The sequence below is a fragment of the Streptomyces sp. NPDC001502 genome (assembly GCF_042894785.1).
In the GTDB taxonomy this organism is placed as follows: domain Bacteria; phylum Actinomycetota; class Actinomycetes; order Streptomycetales; family Streptomycetaceae; genus Streptomyces; species Streptomyces kutzneri.
This window is the reverse complement of record NZ_JBIAVW010000006.1, coordinates 274,534-293,056: the sequence shown is the minus strand read 5'-3', so window position 1 is coordinate 293,056 and position 18,523 is coordinate 274,534. Positions and strand designations below refer to the sequence as shown.

The following is an 18,523-nucleotide window of genomic DNA, read 5'->3' as shown; positions in this document are numbered from 1 at the left end:
GGAGTGACGAACGGTCAGGACTGGTGCGGGGGCTCGATGTCGAGGCGGAGCAGGGCCCGCGCCGCGTCGAGGGCGGCGTGCACGCCCTCGGGGTCCGGGTGGCGGGCGATCACGTGCCCGAGGCGGTCGGAGGCGCTGCGCGGCCTGCGTACGGGCGCGCCGGGGACGGCGGTGACCAGCACCGACTCGACTCCTTCGACGGCGGCGGCCTCCTGGGTGCCGTGGGCGGCCGTGAGGGTGCCGTCGGCGTCGGCGAGGAGGAACTGGATCCCGGCGTGGCCGGCGTCCTCGGCCTTGAGGTGCGGGGGCAGGCCGAGGGCGGCGCGGAGCTGCTCCCCGAGGAGGTCCACCCCGGTGGCGAGCCGGATCAGTTCGGGGATCATGCCACCGGCCGGGCGCGGGTTGATCTCGATGAGGGCGGGCCCGTCGGCGGTCAGTTTGACCTCGGTGTGGGTGGCTCCCAGGCGGATCCCGGCCGCATCCAGGGCCGCCGTCACCGTCTCGGTGATCCGCTGGGCGGTGGCGGCGGGCAGCGGGGCGGGGAAGAGGTGGCGGTGCTCGACGAAGTGGGGGGTGGCGGTCACGGACTTGGCGGTGATGCCGACGCACACGGCCCGACCGTCGCCGCTGAACATCTCGACGCTGTACTCCGGCGCGTCCAGGTACTCCTCGACGAGGACGGTGCGGGCGGTGGGCATGCCCCGTACGTTGGTGTCGATGGCGAGGATCCGCTCGATCTGGGCACGGACCTCCGCCTCGTCGGCGCAGAGCAGGACGTTGGTGGAGCCCGAGTCGTCGGCCGGCTTGACCACGCAGGGCAGTCCGGTGCGGGCGACGGCGGCAGCTGCCCCGGCCGGCTCGCGGACCAGGGCGTACCGGGGCTGGCGGACGCCCGCGGCGTGCAGCCTCTCGCGGAGGGCGGACTTGTCGCGGCAGAGGCCCACCGCCTCGGGCGGGTTGCCGGGCAGGCCGAGCCAGCGGGCGATCCGGGCGGCGGCCGGTACGTAGAAGTCGCTGGTGGTGGTGACGCCGGCGATCTCCTCGCGGCGGAAGCGCTCCTGCACGGCGGCGCGCAGGGCGGCGTCGGAGTTGGTGTCGCAGTGCACCACCTCGGCGCCGGTGTCCGCGAGTCCCCGGTAGCGGTCGGGGTCGCCGGTCAGCAGGACGGGTACGGTGCCCAGTTCGCGCGCCCGGTCCAGGGCCAGCATGCCGGTGCCGGTGGTGTTGGACTCCACGAACAGCAGGTGCCGTTGGATCCCGGCGGGCGGGCTGTAGGCGAGGGTGGACCAGGTGCGGGCGGTGCCGTCGGGGCCGAGGGCGGCCGGTGCGGTGGCGGTGGGCACCTCGCGCAGCCGGTTCTCGTCCCAGTGCTCGTCGTTGTAGACGGTGTCGGCGTAGCGGTCGCCGCGGTCGGGCAGGATGCCGACGATCCTGGTCCCGGGCTCGGCGCGCTCGGCGAGGCCGGTCAGGACCCGGTAGACGGAGCCCGAGGTGTTGCCGCCGAAGATCTGCTGCTCGCGGGCGAGGTCCCAGGTCGCGGCGAAGGCCTCGTGGTCGTTGAGCCAGTGCACCTCGTCGACGAGGGTGCGGTCCAGGTTCTTGGGCAGCAGGCTGTTGCCCAGCCCGCTCTGCAGCCGCTGCGGTACGTCGGGCTGGCCGAAGAGGGCGCTGCCCACGCAGTCGACGCCGACGACGTGCAGGGCGGGGAGGCTCTCGCGCAGCGCCCGGGCGGTGCCGCAGAGGGAGCCGCCGCTGCCGACGGCTCCGACGAGGGTGTCGAACTGACCCAGGTCCTGCAGGAGTTCACCGGCGAGGGTGCGGTAGGCGCCCGGGTTGTCGGGGTTGGTGTACTGCTGCGGCCAGAAGGCGCCCGGCAGTTCGTCGAGGAGTTCCGCGAGGCGCTCCAGGCGGGCGCTCTGCCAGCCGTGGCTGGTCATGGCCTCGACCACGTGGACCCGGCAGCCCAGGGCGCGGAGTTTGGCGAGGGTGACGGGGTCGATGCGCGGGTCGGTGACGATGTGGACCTCGTGGCCCAGGGAGCGGCCGACGAGGGCGACGCCGAGGGCCATGGTCCCCGAGGAGCTCTCGATGACGGGGTCGCCCGGCTTCAGGGTGCCCAGTCGCCGGGCCTCCAGCAGGATGTTGCGGGCGACGCGGTCCTTCATCGCGAAGAGGTTCTGCAGTTCCAGCTTGGCGTAGACCTCCACGCCGCGGGCCTCGCCCAGGCGCAGCCGGACCAGCGGGGTGGCGCCGATCGCGTCCGTCACGGTGTCGAACAGCATGCTCAGATCTCCAGCTCGGTGGGGTGGACGGGCGCGGCCTTCGGGCTCCAGCTGTCGCCGTCGCCGAGGGAGCGGTGTACGGACACCTCTCCGCCGAGGGCGGCGCAGCCGGCCCGGATGTGCGCGGTCTTGCCGGCGAGGGCCGGGTCGTTCGCCTCTAGGAGGACGCCGAGCATGGTGCCGCTGTGGGCGAGCACCAGGCCCAGCCCGTCGACCTCGCGGCACAGGGCGTGCAGTTCCGCGAATCCGGCGCGCCGGCGGCGGTGGGCGTTCATCTCGGCGCTGCGGGTGGCGACGGCGCCGACCTCCTGGAGGTCGCCGCGGGCCACGGCGCCGGTGAGCCGGTCCAGCAGGAGCGCGTACTCCTCCCGGTCGGCGGCGTCGATGGCCCGGGCGCCCCGGTTGTGGGCGACGGTGTCCACCTGGCCGCCCTCGTCGTGGGCGACGACGGTGAGCGGGGGCAGCACGCCGAGGCGGCGGCCGAGGCGCACCTCGCGGTGGTGGAAGGCGACGATCTCGTCGTACATGACCCCGTCGGCCGGTTCGATGCCGCGCAGGAAGTCCTCCGTCTCCGCCGGGGTGAACTCCCGCCCGTGAGCGGCCCCGACGGCCCGTACGGTGGCGACGAGGTCGGCGGAGGAGCTGGCGAGGCCCTTGCCCTCGGGCAGGTCCCCGGCCACCTCCAGGAGGCCGCCGTCCGCCGTGCCGAGGGCGGCCAGGACGGCCTCGGCGACCCGGCGGGACTTGGCCTTGTGGGCCGGCCGCACCTGGACGTCGCGCAGGCCGGGCCTGGGATGGAAGACGGCGGTGGCCCAGCGGGCGAGGGGGAAGGTGACCAGGAAGTCCCCCTGCGGGTGGGGCAGGGCGCCCTGGAGCAGTTCGCCGAAGGTGCCGAAGGCGCTGCCGGAGCCGGATCCGAGGACGGAGGCGGAGGTCCCTCCGGCGGTGTCAGTGCGCGTGCTGTACACGGGTGCGGGTGCCATCGCCGTCCTCCCCCTGGATCTCGTCGCCGGTCGCGCCGTACAGGGCGCGGTCGCTCTCCTCGGCGCCCGCGCGGAGTGCGGCGGCGCGCAGCTCCCAGTCGGCGCCGAGCCGTTCGTACGTCTCCTGCTGGGTGCGCAGTACCGCGCGCACGGCCTCGGGGCGGGCCGAACCGGCGGACACCATGCGCTCCAGGCCCCGGTCGACGTCGAAGGCCTCGGCGAGGAGCCGGGCGGGGTCGGTGAGGGTGATGCCGTGTCCTGCGGCCGCCTCGGCCAGCAGGGCGGGCTCGCCCGGAGCGGGAGCGGCGCCCGCCGTCGCGGCGAGCACGACGTACTTCCCGGCGACGACCTGGGCGGTGCGCCAGGGCACCCCTTCGGTGAGGCACAGGGCGTTGGCGAGGCTGAAGCCGCCGAGGAACTCGCGCTCGCACGCCTGGCGCATGCGGTCGGCGCGGAAGGTCAGCCGGCGCAGCACCTCGGTGAGGAGGCGGACGGTGCCGTGGGCCGAGTCGAAGGCGTTCAGCAGGTGGGTGCCCGCCTCCTTGGACACCTCGACGAGGTTGCAGAAGGGGGTGTTGCGCTGGCCCAGGAGCACGTCGAAGTGGAAGGCGGTCAGGTGGGCGGTGCGCCCGCGGATGCGTTCCAGGACGGGGTAGTTCTTCTTCTGCGGCATGGCGGAGGAGATGCCGGACAGCTCGTCGGGCAGTTCGATGAAGCCGTACTCGCTGCCGCCCCAGGTGAGCAGGTCGGTGGTGAAGCGGCTCAGGGCGGTGCCCAGCAGGCTGAGCTCCGCGGTCAGTTCGGCGCTCCAGCGGCGGGAGGCCACGGCGGTCAGGGCGTGGGGCTGCGGCCGGGAGAAGCCGAGCAGCCGTGCCATCCGGTCGCGGTCCCAGGGCAGTTCCTGTCCGGCCATGGCGCCGGCGCCCAGCGGGCAGGCGTCGATGCCGTCGTAGGCGCTCAGCAGCCGGGCGTGGGTGTGCAGCAGGTGCTCGCAGAGCGCGGCGAGGTGGAAGCCGGGGGTGATGACCTGGGCGGCCTGGAAGTGGGTGTACCCCGGCATGGGCAGGTCGCAGGTCTCCTGCGCCAGCCGGTGGACGACGGCGGCGAGTTCGAGGAGCGCGCCGGCGAAGCGGGTGAGCTGGTCGCGGCCGTACATCACCTGGGCGCAGGCCTGGAGGTCGTTGCGGCTGCGGTCGGCGTGCCAGCGCACGACCGGGGCGGGCAGGCCCGCCTCGACGTGCCGTTCGAGGGCGAAGGCGATGTCCGACATGTTGGCGCCGGGCTGCGCGCTGAGGGTGCCGGGCCCGACGGAGTCGAGCAGGGCGGCGATCCGGTGGGCCTCCTCGGCGGTGATCAGGTCCATGCGGACGTACTCGGCGGCCAGGGTCTTCTCGATGGCGACGTAGTGGCGCAGCAGGTGGCGGGACTCGAATGCGAACTGCGGGGCGAGCACTTCGTCGTGGAGGAGTTCGGCGGGTCCGCCGCGGATACGGCCGCTCAGCTCGGGGGCGGGCCCCGGGGTGTCACTCGTCACGTGGTGTGTTCCGTTCCTGTTCTGGTGCGGTGTGCGGGGCGCGGGGCGCCCGGTGCAGGGCGCAGGGCGCGTCGGCGCATGCCTCGGCGACGCGCGGCGCGGGAAGGGGGGTACGGGTGCCCCGGGCGGGCCGGGGCCCCGTTCAGCGGTGGTCGGCCGCGGCGAGGGCGGTGCGCAGGAGCGCGGCGGCCCGGGTGCTGTGCGGCGGCCGCATCAGCCCGTAGTGGTCGGTGGCGGCGTCGTGGCGGGTGAGGCCGGCCTCGGCCCGCCCGGCCCACCGGTCGGCGGCCTGTTCCCGGGCCCCGGTCTCGCTCTGGAGGAAGAGGACCGGGCAGGGGGCGGCCGGGGGCTCGTACGCGGCGGCGGCGCGGATCCCGGTACGGAACACCGCGTAGTGCCGGACGAGGTCCTGCGGGTCCAGTCCGGGGGCGAAGCCCTCGCGTTCCACCTGCTCGGCGAGGACGGCGAGCCGGGCCGTGGTGTCGGTGACGCTCCGCAGGGCGCTGCGCAGGGCGGAGGTGCCCTCGTCGGACGGGTCGAAGCCGGCGGAGCGGGCCAGGTCCTCGTGGAACCACTCCAGCAGCTCGCTCTCGTCGTCCGGGACGTGACCGGGCTCCGGGTAGCCGGTGTCCAGCAGTGCGAGGGTCGCCACCTCCTGTCCCGCGGCCCTCAGTTGGACCGCCATCTCGTAGGCGAGGAGTCCGCCGAAGGACCAGCCGGCCAGGTGGTAGGGGCCGGTGGGGCGGATCCGGCGCAGGGCCTGCAGGTGGGCGGCGGCCAGCTCCTCGACGGTGGCGTCGGAGACCGGGTCGGGGTCGGTCAGCCCGGGCGCCGTCAGTCCGAACACCGGTCGGTCGGAGTCCAGTTCGCCGGCCAGGGTGCGGTAGCAGAAGACGTTCCCGCCGATCGGGTGGACGAGGAAGAGCGGGTCGAGCGTGCCCTCGGGCCGCAGGCGCACCACCGGGTCCGGGGCCTCCTCGGTGTGGCGGCCGCGCAGCAGCGCGGCCTGCCGGGCGACGGTCGGGTGCTCCAGGACGGCCGAGACGCCGAGGCGTTCGCCGAAGGCCTGGTTGATCCGGCCGATCAGGCGCAGGGCGTCGATGGAGTGCCCGCCCGACTCGAAGAAGTCGTCGTGGACGCCGACCGGGCCGGCGGCCAGCAGCCGCTCCCAGATCCCGGCGAGGCGGGATTCGAGGGCGTCGCGGGGCGGGGTCGGCTCGGCGCCGCCGCGCAGGTCGGCGGGGTCCGGGTCGGGCAGGGCGGCGCGGTCCAGTTTGCCGTTGGCGGTCAGCGGGAGGGCGTCCAGGCACACCCAGGCGGAGGGGACCATGTACTCGGGGAGCCGCTCCCGGGCGTGGGCGGCCAGTTCGCCCGGGTCGGGGGCGGGCGCGGGGGTGCCGGTCGTGCCGGTCGTGCCCGTCGTGCCCGTCGTGCGCGTCGTGTCGGGGACGAAGTAGCCGACGAGGCGTTCGCCGCGGGGCAGGACCGCGCAGTCGCGCACGCCGGGGTGTTCGGCGAGGACCGCTTCGATCTCCCCCGGCTCGACACGGAAGCCGCGGATCTTGAGCTGGTGGTCGGTGCGGCCCGCGTACTCCAGGGCTCCGTCGGGGCGGTGCCGGGCCAGGTCGCCGGTCCGGTAGAGCCGGCGGGTGACGCCGTCGGGGCCGGTGTGCTCGATGAACCGCTCGGCCGTCAGTTCGGGCCGTCCGTGGTAGCCGTCGGCGAGGCCGACGCCTTCGAGGAAGAGTTCCCCGGTGACGCCGAGGGGGACCTCGGCGAGGCGGCGGTCCAGGACGTGGGTGCGCATGTTGGCGATGGGCCGGCCGATGGGCACGGTGTCGCCGCCGTCCGGGCGGCACTGCCAGTACGTGACGTCGACGGCCGCCTCGGTGGGCCCGTAGAGGTTGTGCAGCGCGACGCCGGGCAGCCGCTCGAAGAACCTGCGCTGGACCTCGTACGACAGGGCCTCACCGCTGCACACCACCCGGGTCAGGCCGCCCGAACGGGCCGCTGCCGAGGGGTCGTCGAGGAACACGCTGAGCATCGACGGGACGAAGTGCACCGTGCTGATGCCCTCGTCGTGGATCAGGCCGGCGAGGTAGTCGGGATCGCGCTGGCCGCCGGGGCGGGCGAGGACCAGGGTGGCGCCGGTCAGCAGGGGCCAGAACAGCTCCCACACGGAGACGTCGAAGGTGTACGGCGTCTTGTGCAGCACCCGCTCCCCCGGGGTCAGTCCGTACTCGTCCTGCATCCACAGCAGGCGGTTGGCGATGGCCCGGTGGGAGACCACGACTCCCTTGGGCTTGCCGGTGGAGCCCGAGGTGAAGATCATGTACGCCGGGTCGGACGGCTCGGGCGCCCGGGCAGGACCCGCGGCGGCGGTCGCGGCGTCCTCCGGCCGGACGAGGCTGACCCCACAGCCCTCCAGCCGCTGCGCCCACGCGCCCTCGGTGACCACCAGGCCGATGCCGGACTCGGCGAGCAGCGAGCGCACCCGCGGCGCCGGGTGTTCCGGGTCCAGCGGGACGTAGGCGGCGCCCGACTTCAGGACGGCGAGCAGGACGACGGGCAGGGTCAGGGATCGTTCCAGCAGCAGCCCGACGAAGGTGCCGGGGCCCGCGCCCCGTTCCCGCAGGGCCGCGCACAGCCGCTCGGCCTCGGTGTCGAGGGCGCGGTAGGTCAGCTCGGCGCCCTCGAAGCGCACGGCGGGGGCGTCGGGGGTCCGGTCGCGCTGCGCATCGATCAGCCGGGTCAGGACGTGCGGCTGCGGATAGTCGACATCGGTGCGGTTCCACGCGGCGTAGCGGCGGTGTTCGGCCGCCGGCAGCAGGTCGGCGGCCGTGCAGTCACGGTCCGGGGCCTCGGCCAGATCGCGCAGGGCGGCCGTGTACGAGGCGTGCGCGCTCTCCATCTGCTCCTCGGAGAACTGGGCGGCGTCGAAGCGCAGGCCGAGTTCCAGCAGGGAGCCGTCGGGGCTGCGGGAGAACTCCGCTCCGAAGGCGAAGTCGGTGCCCGCCTCCCCGGTCTCCTCCAGCACGGTGAACGCGCCGTCGGCCGTCCCTTCCCGCTCCACGTGGAAGTGGGTGTAGTTGAAGAAGGTCTCGAAGAGCGGGCCGCCGCCGGACAGGCGCTGGATCTCGGCGAGCGGGAAGCGGCGGTACGCGTGCAGGTCCGCCTCCACGGCGGCGACGTGCGCGACGAGGCCGCGCCAGCTGAGGCCGGTGACGGCGACGCTCAGCGGCAGGGTGTTCAGGAAGACGCCGACGACCTTGTCGCCGTCGGTCTCCTCGGCCCGGCCGTTGTGGACCACTCCGGTGGTGACCGCGTCCCCGCCGCCCAGCAGGGCCATGGCCCTCAGGTGGGCGGCGAGCAGTACGGTGCGCAGCGGTACGCCGCACTCGGCGGCCAGAGCCGTCAGCCGGTCGTGCAGCCCTTCGGGGAGCGGCGCGAGGTACCAGGACATCCTGGCGGGTCCGCCGGTCGCCGCCGGGCGGGGCAGCAGCGTCGCGGGGGCGTCGGCGGCCTTGCCGGTCCAGAAGGCGCGCTGGCCCGCGTCGGCCAGCGCGGCCCGTTCCAGGGCGACGAAGGAGGCGAACCGGGAACGGGGGCCCGCGTCCGGGGAGGGGCCCTCCGCGGGGGTCCGGGCGGCGAGCGCCTCGGTGTAGCAGGAGGCCAGTTCGGTGAGGAGCGAGCGTTCGCTCCAGCCGTCGAGGACGGCGTGGTGTTCGGCGACGAACAGTTGGAACCGGGTGTCGGAGAGCCGCTGGACGTGGAAGCGGATCAGCGGGGGCCGGTCCCAGGCGAACGGCCTTTCGCGCTCGGCGGCGTAGCGGGCGGCGACGGCGGTCCGCTGTGCCTCGGGGCCGAGCCCGTACAGGTCCTCGAAGGTGATCTCCGGGCGGGCGCCGCGGTGGACGAGCTGGAGGGGCTCGCCGAAGCCGTGCGGGTCGAAGGAGGTGCGCAGCATCTCGTGCCGGGCCGCGAGCACCTCGACGGTGGTCCGCCAGGCGTCCTCGGAGAAGGGCGCCTCGACCAGGTAGGAGGCCACGTTGTGGTAGACGCGGCCGCCGGCCGACGGCAGGTCGCTGTGGTAGAGCATGCCGGCCTGGAGCCGGGTCATCGGGTAGGCGTCCTCCAGCCCTTCGGGCAGGGCGGCGCGGTCCTCGGGGGTGAGCAGGGCGAACGGCTCGTACGGGGCCTCGGCGCCGGCCGCCGCCTCCCGCCGGGTCACGACGGGGGCCAGCGCGCGGGCCGTCTGACGGCGCATGAGGTCGGCGACGGTGAGGTCGAGGCCGCGTTCCCGGACCCGGGCGAGCACCTGCAGGGAGCGGATGGAGTCCCCGCCGAGGGCGAACCAGTTGTCCAGGGCGCCGACCCGTTCGTGCCCGAGGACCTGGGCGAAGACCTCGGTGAGCGCGGTCTCGACCGGCCCGAGGGGCGCCTCGTAGGCGGCCGTGGGGGTCCGGGGCGCCGAGCCGGGGGCGGGCAGGCGGCGCCGGTCGGTCTTGCCGTTGGCGGTCAGCGGGAAGGCGGGCAGGGTGACGAAGGCGCCGGGGATCATGTAGCCGGGCAGCCGCCGCGCGAGGTGGGTGCGCAGCTCCTCCACGGTGGGGCCCGCGCCGTCCTCGGCCCCGGTCACGGCCAGGTAGCCGACGAGGACGTCGCTCCCCGCGGGATCCGGTGCGACGAGTGCGACCGCGGCGTCGACGAGGGGGTGGGCGGCCAGGGCCGCCTCGACCTCGCCGAGTTCTATCCGGAAGCCGCGCAGTTTGACCTGGTGGTCGATGCGGCCGAGGTACTCCAGGTCCCCGTCGGGCAGGGCGCGCGCCAGGTCGCCGGTGCGGTAAAGCCGCTCGCCGGCCGCGAGCCCGGCGGGCCCGTCGGCGCCGCGGTCGGCGAGAGCGGCGAGGCCGGCGGGGAAGCGCTCGGCGGTGAGCTCGGGCCGGCGCAGGTAGCCGCGGGCCAGGCCCGCCCCGGCGACGTACAGCTCGCCGACGGCGCCGCGCGGGACGGTGCGGCCGCGCGCGTCGAGCAGGTGCAGCCGCAGGTCGGGAATGGGCACGCCGATGACGCTGCCGCGGCCCTCCTCGGCGTCGCGGGCGGTCAGCGGGCGGTAGGTGACGTGCACGGTCGTCTCGGTGATGCCGTACATGTTGACCAGGCGGGGCGCGGTGTCGCCGTGCCGGGCGAACCATCCGGCGAGGGCGGCGACGTCGAGGGCCTCCCCGCCGAAGACGACGTGGCGCAGGCTCAGCCCGGACCCGGCCGGACCGGCCGTGCGGTGGTGCTCCTCGTCGGCGCGGGCCAGCTGGTAGAAGGCGGAGGGGGTCTGGTTGAGGACGGTGACCCGCTCGGCGCGCAGCAGGCGGTGGAATTCCTCGGGCGAGCGGCTGGTCCCGTACGGCACCACGACGAGGCGGCCGCCGTGGGCGAGGGCGCCCCAGAGCTCCCATACGGAGAAGTCGAAGGCGATGGAGTGGAAGAGGGTCCACACGTCCCCGGGGCCGAAGCCGAACCAGTGGTCGGTGGCGGAGAACAGCCGGGTGACGTTGGCGTGGGGCACGAGGGTGCCCTTGGGGAGGCCGGTGGAGCCGGAGGTGTAGATGACGTAGGCCAGGTGGTCCGGGGTGACGCCGGTGTCCGGGGCGGTGTCCGGTTCGGCGGCCAGGAGCGGGGCGTCGGCCTGCAGGTCGACGGTGCGCAGGCCGGGGGCGTCCCACAGGGCCCGGGTGCCGGTGGTGCCGACGACGTGCTCCAGGCGGGCGTCCTGGACGATGTGGCGCAGCCGCTCGGGCGGGTTGTCGGGGTCGAGCGGCAGGTAGGCGCCGCCGGCCTTGAGGATGCCGAGCAGCCCGACGACGAGGTCGGCGGAGCGGGGCAGGCACAGTCCGACGAGGGTGTCGGGTCCCACGCCGAGGGCGCGCAGCCGGTGCGCGAGCCGGTTGGCCCGGGTGTCGAGCTCGCGGTAGGTGAGGGAGGTGCCCTCGTGGACGAGGGCGACGGCCTCGGGGGTGCGGGCGGCGTGCCCGGCGAAGATCTCGTGGACGCAAGCGGGCTCGCCCGGAGCGTGCGGGAGGGCGGCGCGGGGCGGCAGGGCGGCGCGGGGCGGCAGCGGCGAGCCGATGCCGCCGCGTTCGCCGGCCGTCAGCATCGGCAGCCTGCTGAGCGGCAGTTCGGGCGTCTCGGTGGCGGCGTCCAGGAGACGGGCGAAGTGCCGGCCGAACTGCTCGATGGTGGTGGCCCCGAACAGGTCGGCCCGGTACTCCAGCCGGCAGCTCAGCGCACCGCCGGTGCGTACGACGTCGAAGGTCAGGTCGAACTTGGCGGTTCCGGCCGGTCCTTCGAGCATCCTGGCCCGCGGGCCGGGCAGGCCGTCGGTCATGCCGTCCTCGTCGTGCAGGCCGAACATGACCCGGAAGAGGGACGCGTCCTCGCCGGTGCGTCCGGGGGCGATGCGGTCGACGACGCGTTCGAAGGGCAGGTCCTGGTGGTCCTGGGCGTCGAGCACGGTGTCCCGTACGCGCTCCAGGTGGACCCGGAAGGCGGGGTCGTCGGACAGGTCCGCGCGGATCACCAGCGTGTTGACGAACAGGCCGACGGTGTCCTGGAACTCCTTGCGGTTGCGGCCCGCCACCGGGCTTCCGACCAGCACGTCGTCGGTGCCCGTGTAGCGGCCCAGCACGATCTGGAAGGCCGCCAGCATCAGCGTGTAGGGGGTGCTGCGGGTGTCACGGCACAGGCGCTCCATCCGGGCGACCACCGGGGCGGGCACCTCGAAGGAGTGCAGCCCGGCCGCGCCGCGGGCCGCTCCGGCACCGGGCCGGCCGTCCCGGGGCAGGGGGGCGTCGGGCAGTTCGCCGCCCAACTGCTTCTCCCAGTACGCGAGCTGGCGCTGGGCGGCGGCTCCGTCGAGCCATTCCTCCTGCCAGTCGGAGAAGTCGGCGTACTGGTACTCGGGGGCCCCCTCGGCCGCGGCCGGCCGCGGCCCGCCGGGGCCGTCGCCGCACCGGACGTACGCGGCGAGGAGCTCGCGGGCGAGGATGCCGACGGACCAGCCGTCGGCGACGATGTGGTGCATGGCGAGCGCGAGGACAGCGCCCTCGGGGGTGTGCAGCAGCGCCGCCCGGAAGAGCGGTCCGGCCTCCAGGTCGAAGGGCCGGTGGTGCTCGGCGGCCATCCACTCCTCGACGTCCTGCGCGCCGCGCGCCGCGGCGCAGGACCAGGCGAGCGCGGCCTCGGTGTCGATGTGCTGCCACAGCTCGCCGTCCCGCAGGACGAACCGGGTGCGCAGCGCCTCGTGCCGGTCGACCAGGCCCTGGGCGCAGGTGCGGAGCGCGGCCTCGTCCACCGGTCCTTCGAGACCGTAGAAGACGGGCATGTGGTAGGTCGGCCTGCCCTCCTCCATCTGCTGGAGGAAGTACATCCGCTGCTGCGCTCCCGACGCGCGGAACGCGCTGAACGACGGCTCCGCAGGGCGTTCGATCGGATCGTGACTGGCCAAGACAACTCCCTCGGCGCCGCACCGGTGCCGGTACGCGGCGCATGCTCCGCTTGCTTGCCCGTCCAGCCTAGGAAGCGCAGCGATTCGGGTGAAGTCGCCTGTTTCCGGTCCCCTGTTCACGTGACCGGGGCTGTGGACGACCTGCACAAGTACCGCCGGAAGGCCGTGTTCCGACACCGTTCGGGGACCCCGGGGCGGGAGACTGCTGCCGCGGACCGAACCGAGATCGCCACAGGAGACCACACCATGCCCTTCATCACCGTCGGCCAGGAGAACACCACCGACATCGACCTCTACTACGAGGACCACGGCAGCGGTCAGCCCGTCGTCCTCATCCACGGCTACCCGCTGGACGGGCATTCCTGGGAGAAGCAGCTCCCCGCCCTGCTCGACGCCGGCCACCGCGTCATCACGTACGACCGGCGCGGCTTCGGGCAGTCGAGTCAGCCCACCACCGGTTACGACTACGACACCTTCGCCGCCGACCTCCACACGCTGATGGAGACCCTCGACCTCACCGACACGATCCTCGTCGGCTTCTCCATGGGCTCCGGCGAGGTCGGCCGTTACCTCGGCACCCGTGGTTCCGGACGCGTGGCCAAGGCCGCCTTCCTCGCCGGCCTGGAGCCGTACCTCCTGAAGACCGACGACAACCCGACCGGTGTCGACGGCAGCGTCTTCGAGGGCATCCTCGCCGCCGTCACGAAGGACCGTTACGCCTACTTCACCGACTTCTACCAGGCCTTCTACAACCTCGACGAGAACCTCGGCACGCGCATCAGCGAGGAAACCGTCCGGGCGAACTGGGTCACCGCCGCCGGCGCGTCCGCGTACGCCTCCCGCGCCGCCGTCCTCACGTGGACCACCGACTTCCGGGCCGACATCCCCAAGATCGACGTTCCCGCCCTGATCCTCCACGGCACCGCGGACCGCATCCTCCCGATCGGGGCCACCGCGGAGCCCTTCCACAAGGCCCTCCCGCACGCCGACTACGTCGCCGTCGACGGCGCCCCGCACGGTCTCCTGTGGACCCACGCCGAAGAGGTCACGAGCGCCCTCCTCGCCTTCATCGGCAAGTAGCGTCCGGCGCGGCCGCCCGCCTCCCCCCGGACTCCGCGGCCGGCACCGCCGCCGAGTCCGGGGCGGCGGCTGCGGCGGCCACAGCCGAGCATGATGCAAGAAATTTGCTTTAAGCTGGCCGCATGAGCCGAAAAGCGATGGTCCGCCCCGGAGGCCGCAGCGCGCGGGTCCAGGAGGCGGTCCACACCGCCGTGCGTGAGCTCCAGGCCGAGCCGGGGCGTCCGGAGCTGACCATCCCGATGGTCGCGGCGCGGGCCGGCGTCACTCCGTCGACGATCTACCGCCGCTGGGGCGACCTGCAGGAGCTGCTCTCGGACGTCGCCGTCGAGCGCCTGCGCCCGGACGCTGCGCCGGAGGACCACGGAGACCTGCTGGAGGACCTGCGGGGCTGGGCCGAGCAGTTCCAGGAGGAGATGGCCTCGCCCACGGGACGGGCGTACATCCGTGACGCGCTGCTGGGGGACCCCGACGGCGACAACGCGGGGCGGTGTTCGGCCTACGCGGCGGAGCAGATCGCCATCGTGCTCGCCCGCGCCGCGGAGCGCGGCGAGGAGGCCCCGGACGTCGAGACCGTGCTCGACCGGGTCGTGGCGCCGATGATGTACCGCATCCTGTTCCGCCCCGACGGCCTCACCGGCGCGTACGCGCACCGGCTCGCGCGAGAGGCCGTAGAAGGCTTCGGCACACCCCGCTGACCGGCCCGCCGGACGCACCGTCGCCGGGCACGCCGTCGTCGGGCACGCCGTCGTCGGACGCACCGTCGCCGGTCAGCGGCGCGCCGGTGCGGCGGCCACGGGTTCGAGCCGGTAACCGTCCCCCTCGACCACCACGCGACCGGCGGTCGGCGCGGGGAAGTGCGTACCGAGGACCAGGGCACCGGTGCCGGCGAGCCGGGCGAGCAGCGCGCGGCGGGTGGCCTCGGCCTGCACCGGGTCGATGTCGACGCAGCTGCCGATCTCCGGACGGGCCAGCTGCACGGGGTGGTGGACGGCGTCCCCGGTGACGAGGGCCGCCGCGCCCGCGCTGCGCACCTCCACGGCGATCTGTCCGGGGGTGTGCCCCGGTGCGGGCAGCAGGCGCAGCCCCTCGGCCACGTCGATCCCCTCGGCCGGTACGTCGACCAGGTCGAGCAGTCCCGCCTCCTCGACCGGCACGACGGAGTCGCGGAACATGCCGCGCCGGGCCTCGTCCATGTCGTAGGCGGCCCAGAACTCGTACTCCGCCCTCGACGTCAGGTAGCGGGCGCCCGGGAAGGTCGGCACCCATGCGCCGTCCACCTCGCGGGTGTTCCATCCGACGTGGTCGGTGTGCAGATGGGTGAGGATCACCAGGTCGACGTTCCCGGGGGTGAATCCGATGTCCGCGAGGCGCGCCAGGTAGTCGGTACGGAGGTCGTTCCACGCCGGGTTGGCCCTCGTCTTGCCGTTGCCGATCCCGGTGTCGACGAGGACGCGCAGACCGTCCACCTCCAGCGCGAAGCTGTGGCTGTCGAGGTGCAGGACACCGTCCGGGCCGGCGAAGTCGGGCCGCAGCCAGTCGTGTTCGGCCACCACGTCCGGGGTGGCGGCCGGCAGCAGCCACGGTCCGGTCGCGGGCGGCAGCGGCACCTCGTCGACGCGGTGGACCGCGATCTCCCCGACGGACCAGTGGGCAGGGGCTCCGGACGGGGCCGGCTCGGTGAACTGTGCGGTGCGCATGCGCATGTTCCTTCGTCTGGAGAGGACCGGCCAACAACAAAAGCGATTCATTCGCTTTAAGTGACGGTAGGTCCTACCGTGAGCTAACGCAAGTTGTTAGCTTTAACGCGGCGGTGATCGTTCCGCCGTTTCCCGGAAGGAAGGCCGCACATGTCCGCCTCGGACCTCACTCCCCCCGAAGCCGCCCGCTGGGCCGCACGGTCAGGGCTTCCGCTGGCGCAGGACCGCCACGCGGGAGTGGCGGCCACCGCCGACCACATCCACGCCGTCGTATCGCTCCTGCGGGAACTGGACTTCGGCGAGACACCGCCCTCCGCGGCGTACCGCGCGGGAGGGGAGCAGCACGATGGAACCGTATGAGCTGACCGTGGCCGAAGCGGCCGAGGCCGTACGCACCCGGCGGGTCTCACCGGTCGAACTCGTGGACTCGGCTCTGGCGCGCATCGCGCGGGTCGAACCGCGCCTGAAGGCCTTCACCGCCGTGACGGCCGACCGTGCGCGCGACGCGGCCCGCCGGGCGGAGACCGAGATCGCCCGCGGCACGCACCGGGGACCCCTGCACGGCATGCCCGTCGGCCTGAAGGACCTCATCGACGTGGCCGGGATTGCGACCACGGCGAGCTCCCGGGTACGGACGGGGCACCGGGCGGAGGCCGACAGCACGGTCGCGGCACGGCTCGCCTCGGCCGGAGCGGCCTTGGTGGGCAAGACCCACACGCACGAGTTCGCCTACGGCCTGACCACCCCTCAGACGGCCAACGCCTGGAACCCGGACCGGGTGGCCGGCGGGTCCAGCGGCGGGTCCGCCGTCGCCGTCGCCGCGGGGGCGGCCGCCTTCGCCCTGGGGACCGACACCGGCGGATCGATCCGGGTGCCCGCCGCCCTGAACGGGGTCGTCGGCCTGAAACCGACGTACGGGCTGGTGCCGCGCCACGGCGTGACCTCGCTGGCCTGGTCGCTCGACCACGTGGGCCCCCTCACCCGTACCGTGGAGGACGCGGGGCTGGTCCTGGCCGCCCTGGTCGGGCACGACCCCCGCGACCCGGCGTCCGTCGCGGCTCCGGCCGCGGACCACAGGCCGGACCCCGGCACGGATCCGGCGGATCCGGCGGATCTGACGGGGCTGCGGGTCGGGGTGCCGGGCAACTACTACTTCGACCGGGTGGACCCGGAGGTCGAGGCCGCCGTCCGGCGGGCGATCGGGCGCCTGGAGGAGCTCGGTGCCCGGCTCGTCGACGTCGAGATCCCGATGACGCGCTACATCCGGGCGGCCCACTGGGGCCTGATGGTGCCCGAGGCCTCCGCCTACCACGAGCGGACCCTGCGGGCGGTTCCCGACCTGTACGAGGCCGACATCCGGGTCCTCCTGGAGGCGGGCGAGCTCACGACCGCGGGCGACTACCTGCGGGCCCAGCGCGCCCGCACCCTCATGGGGCAGGCCTGGCGGAACATGATGGAGGCGGTCGACCTGATCGCCGCGCCGACCGTGCCGCTCACCGCCGTCGAGTCCGGCCGGACCAGCGTGACCTGGGGTGACGGCAGCGTGGAGAGCGTCGCCGACGCGTACGTACGGCTGTCGGCCCCGGCCAACCTCACGGGCGTTCCGGCGCTGAGCCTGCCCGTCGGCCTGGACTCCGCAGGCCTGCCCATCGGCATGCAGCTCATGGGGAGGCCCTTCGGCGAAGCCGCGGTGCTGCGCGCGGGACACGCCTTCGAGCGGACCGTCACCGCACGCGGTCTGGCCCCGGACCGGGCGGCGTAGCGGGGCGGGGCGGGGCGGGGGTGCGCGGACCGCCGCCACGCGGTGAACCAGCCGTGGCAGAGGTGGAGTTGAGCCAGTCACGGCCGCCGCGGCCGGTGCGTCTGGTGGGGGTGGGGGCCGCTATGTAATGTCACATCGCATGATGCTCTTACGGCGTGCGGCATCGGCCGCCGCCCTTCTCGCCACCGTCCTTCCCCTGGCCGTCGCCTCGCCCGCGCACGCGGCCGACGGCTCGTCCTCCTGCCGCGCCGACGCGTCCGTACCGCTGGACGCCGAACAGGCGCGGCTCTCGGACGCCCGCACCACGGCCCTCGTCGAGCGCGGCGGGTTCGGGGACTTCGTCCGGCGGTTCCCCGCCGCGCTGTGCGCGACCCGCGGTCCCGCCGAGGCCGGCCGACTGGTCACCGACTGGGGCGAGGCCCTCTGGCAGGCCTCCGTACGGCGGGCCCAGGGACAGCGGCCCGGCGGCGACCTCGCCCCCGGGGACGACCGCCCGCTGTACTGGGCGCGGCTCGGCATGACCGCCGCACTCGCCCGCTGGCAGCCGGAGTTCACCGCCGACCGGGCCGCGCTCCGCGCCCGCTTCGAGGACGCCTCCCGGGGCCTGACGAACAATGCCTTCCGGACCGCGCCGGGCGTACGGCGCGTCTTCATCAGCGGGTTCGACCCCTTCGGGCTCGACGCCGAGATACGCCGCGCCAACCCGTCGGGATCGGCCGCCCTCCAGCTCAACGGACGGCGCGTGACCCTCGCCGACGGCAGCCCCGCCGAGATCCGCGCCGTGGTCCTCCCCGTACGGTACGCCGACTTCGACGCCGGCATGGTGGAGCGGGCGTTCGCCCCGCGCATGGCCGGCGGACCGGCCTCGGCCGACGTCATCACCACCGTCAGCCAGGGCTACCCCGGCATCTTCACCCTGGAGGACTGGGCGGGACGGGCACGGTCCGCCGACCCGTACCCCGACAACGTGCGCGCCCTGTCCGGCGGCACCCGTGAGCACCCGGTGACCGCCCCCGGCCTCGGCCCGGGCCCGGAGTTCATCCGCACCACGCTGCCCGCCGACGCGGTCACCGGCGCCGTGCAGACCCCGTACCCCGTGCTCCTCAACAGCGACGTGACCGAGATTCCGGCGGGCGGCACGGCTCCCGTCGACCGGACCGACGGCCCGACCCCGGGCTCGCGGGCCGTGGCGGGCGGCGGTGGCGGCTATCTGTCCAACGAGGTGGCGTACCGCTCCAACCGGCTGCGCGCCGAACTCGCCCCGCACCTGCCCGGCGGCCATCTCCACACCCCGGTGCTCACCGGTCTGCCGGCCGACCCCCGGCAGCTGACCGGCCCCGAGTTCGAACGCACCGAGAGCGCGATCGCCGCGGAGGTCCGTACGGTCCTCGAACACGCCGCCGCGCGGCGCTAGGGGGTGTCCTGCCGGTCGGGCCGGATCAGGGAGCGGTGCCCGGTGCGTGCGAGCGTGCGTGCCGGGTACGCGAGCCCGGCCTGGCCGACAAGGCGGCCTAGGGCCTGTCTTTTGGATCAGGCCGGGTCAGCCCGCGGCGTCTGGTGCCGTGCATCGCAAGGCCGAGGAGGGAGTCCATGCGGAGCATCGACGACCGACGAGAACGCAGCGAGGTGCGGTGCCAGGCGTCGCGGGCCCGGCATGATCCGAAAGACAGGCCCTAGCGGCAGC

The 18,523-nt window shown here is 74.4% G+C and carries 10 protein-coding genes; 5 read left to right on the top strand and 5 right to left on the bottom strand.

Features of this window, described 5'->3' with window-relative positions; translation table 11 throughout:
* Positions 1–14 precede the first annotated feature (14 nt).
* From ACFY0D_RS12995 to ACFY0D_RS12980, 4 genes are all read right to left on the bottom strand, one after another.
* Entirely contained in the window at positions 15–2,282 is a 2,268-nt protein-coding gene (locus ACFY0D_RS12995) for a pyridoxal-phosphate dependent enzyme (protein ID WP_390798390.1), read from the bottom strand.
* A 2-nt stretch (positions 2,283–2,284) separates the two neighbouring features.
* Positions 2,285–3,265 carry a kinase gene (locus ACFY0D_RS12990; RefSeq protein WP_390798389.1) on the bottom strand — a complete coding sequence of 327 codons (981 nt, stop codon included), beginning with the start codon at positions 3,263–3,265 and terminating at the stop codon, positions 2,285–2,287.
* Complete coding sequence (locus tag ACFY0D_RS12985) at positions 3,231–4,799, bottom strand: argininosuccinate lyase (RefSeq protein WP_390798388.1); 1,569 nt, start codon at positions 4,797–4,799, stop codon at positions 3,231–3,233. Before ACFY0D_RS12985 ends, ACFY0D_RS12990 begins: the two co-directional genes overlap by 35 nt.
* A gap of 142 nt (positions 4,800–4,941) precedes the next feature.
* The gene (locus tag ACFY0D_RS12980; protein WP_390798387.1) at positions 4,942–12,300 is read right to left on the bottom strand and encodes an amino acid adenylation domain-containing protein; all 7,359 of its coding nucleotides are present in this window, start codon (positions 12,298–12,300) and stop codon (positions 4,942–4,944) included.
* A 246-nt stretch (positions 12,301–12,546) separates the two neighbouring features.
* On the opposite strand from ACFY0D_RS12980, the gene ACFY0D_RS12975 reads away from it, so the two are divergent.
* Complete coding sequence (locus tag ACFY0D_RS12975) at positions 12,547–13,380, top strand: alpha/beta fold hydrolase (RefSeq protein WP_390798386.1); 834 nt, start codon at positions 12,547–12,549, stop codon at positions 13,378–13,380.
* A gap of 122 nt (positions 13,381–13,502) precedes the next feature.
* Positions 13,503–14,075, top strand: a complete 573-nt coding sequence (locus ACFY0D_RS12970) for a TetR/AcrR family transcriptional regulator C-terminal ligand-binding domain-containing protein (RefSeq protein WP_390798385.1) — start codon at positions 13,503–13,505, stop codon at positions 14,073–14,075.
* Between the two features lie 72 nt (positions 14,076–14,147).
* Here ACFY0D_RS12970 and ACFY0D_RS12965 read toward each other — a convergent pair whose 3' ends face one another.
* On the bottom strand, positions 14,148–15,077 hold the full coding sequence (locus tag ACFY0D_RS12965) for an MBL fold metallo-hydrolase (protein WP_390798384.1): 930 nt from the start codon (positions 15,075–15,077) through the stop codon (positions 14,148–14,150).
* 150 nt (positions 15,078–15,227) lie between these two features.
* Here ACFY0D_RS12965 and ACFY0D_RS12960 point away from each other — a divergent pair, with 150 nt between their 5' ends.
* The 3 genes from ACFY0D_RS12960 to ACFY0D_RS12950 all read left to right on the top strand — a co-directional run bounded on the left by ACFY0D_RS12960 (position 15,228) and on the right by ACFY0D_RS12950 (position 18,253).
* Positions 15,228–15,437 (top strand): hypothetical protein, encoded by a 210-nt coding sequence (locus ACFY0D_RS12960; protein ID WP_390798383.1) that lies wholly within the window; start codon positions 15,228–15,230, stop codon positions 15,435–15,437.
* Positions 15,424–16,839: an amidase gene (locus ACFY0D_RS12955; protein ID WP_390798382.1), complete on the top strand. Its 1,416-nt coding sequence runs from the start codon at positions 15,424–15,426 to the stop codon at positions 16,837–16,839. The genes ACFY0D_RS12960 and ACFY0D_RS12955 overlap by 14 nt, the downstream gene beginning before the upstream one ends.
* A 139-nt stretch (positions 16,840–16,978) precedes the next feature.
* Positions 16,979–18,253 (top strand): pyroglutamyl peptidase, encoded by a 1,275-nt coding sequence (locus ACFY0D_RS12950; RefSeq protein ID WP_390798381.1) that lies wholly within the window; start codon positions 16,979–16,981, stop codon positions 18,251–18,253.
* Positions 18,254–18,523: the final 270 nt, after the last annotated feature.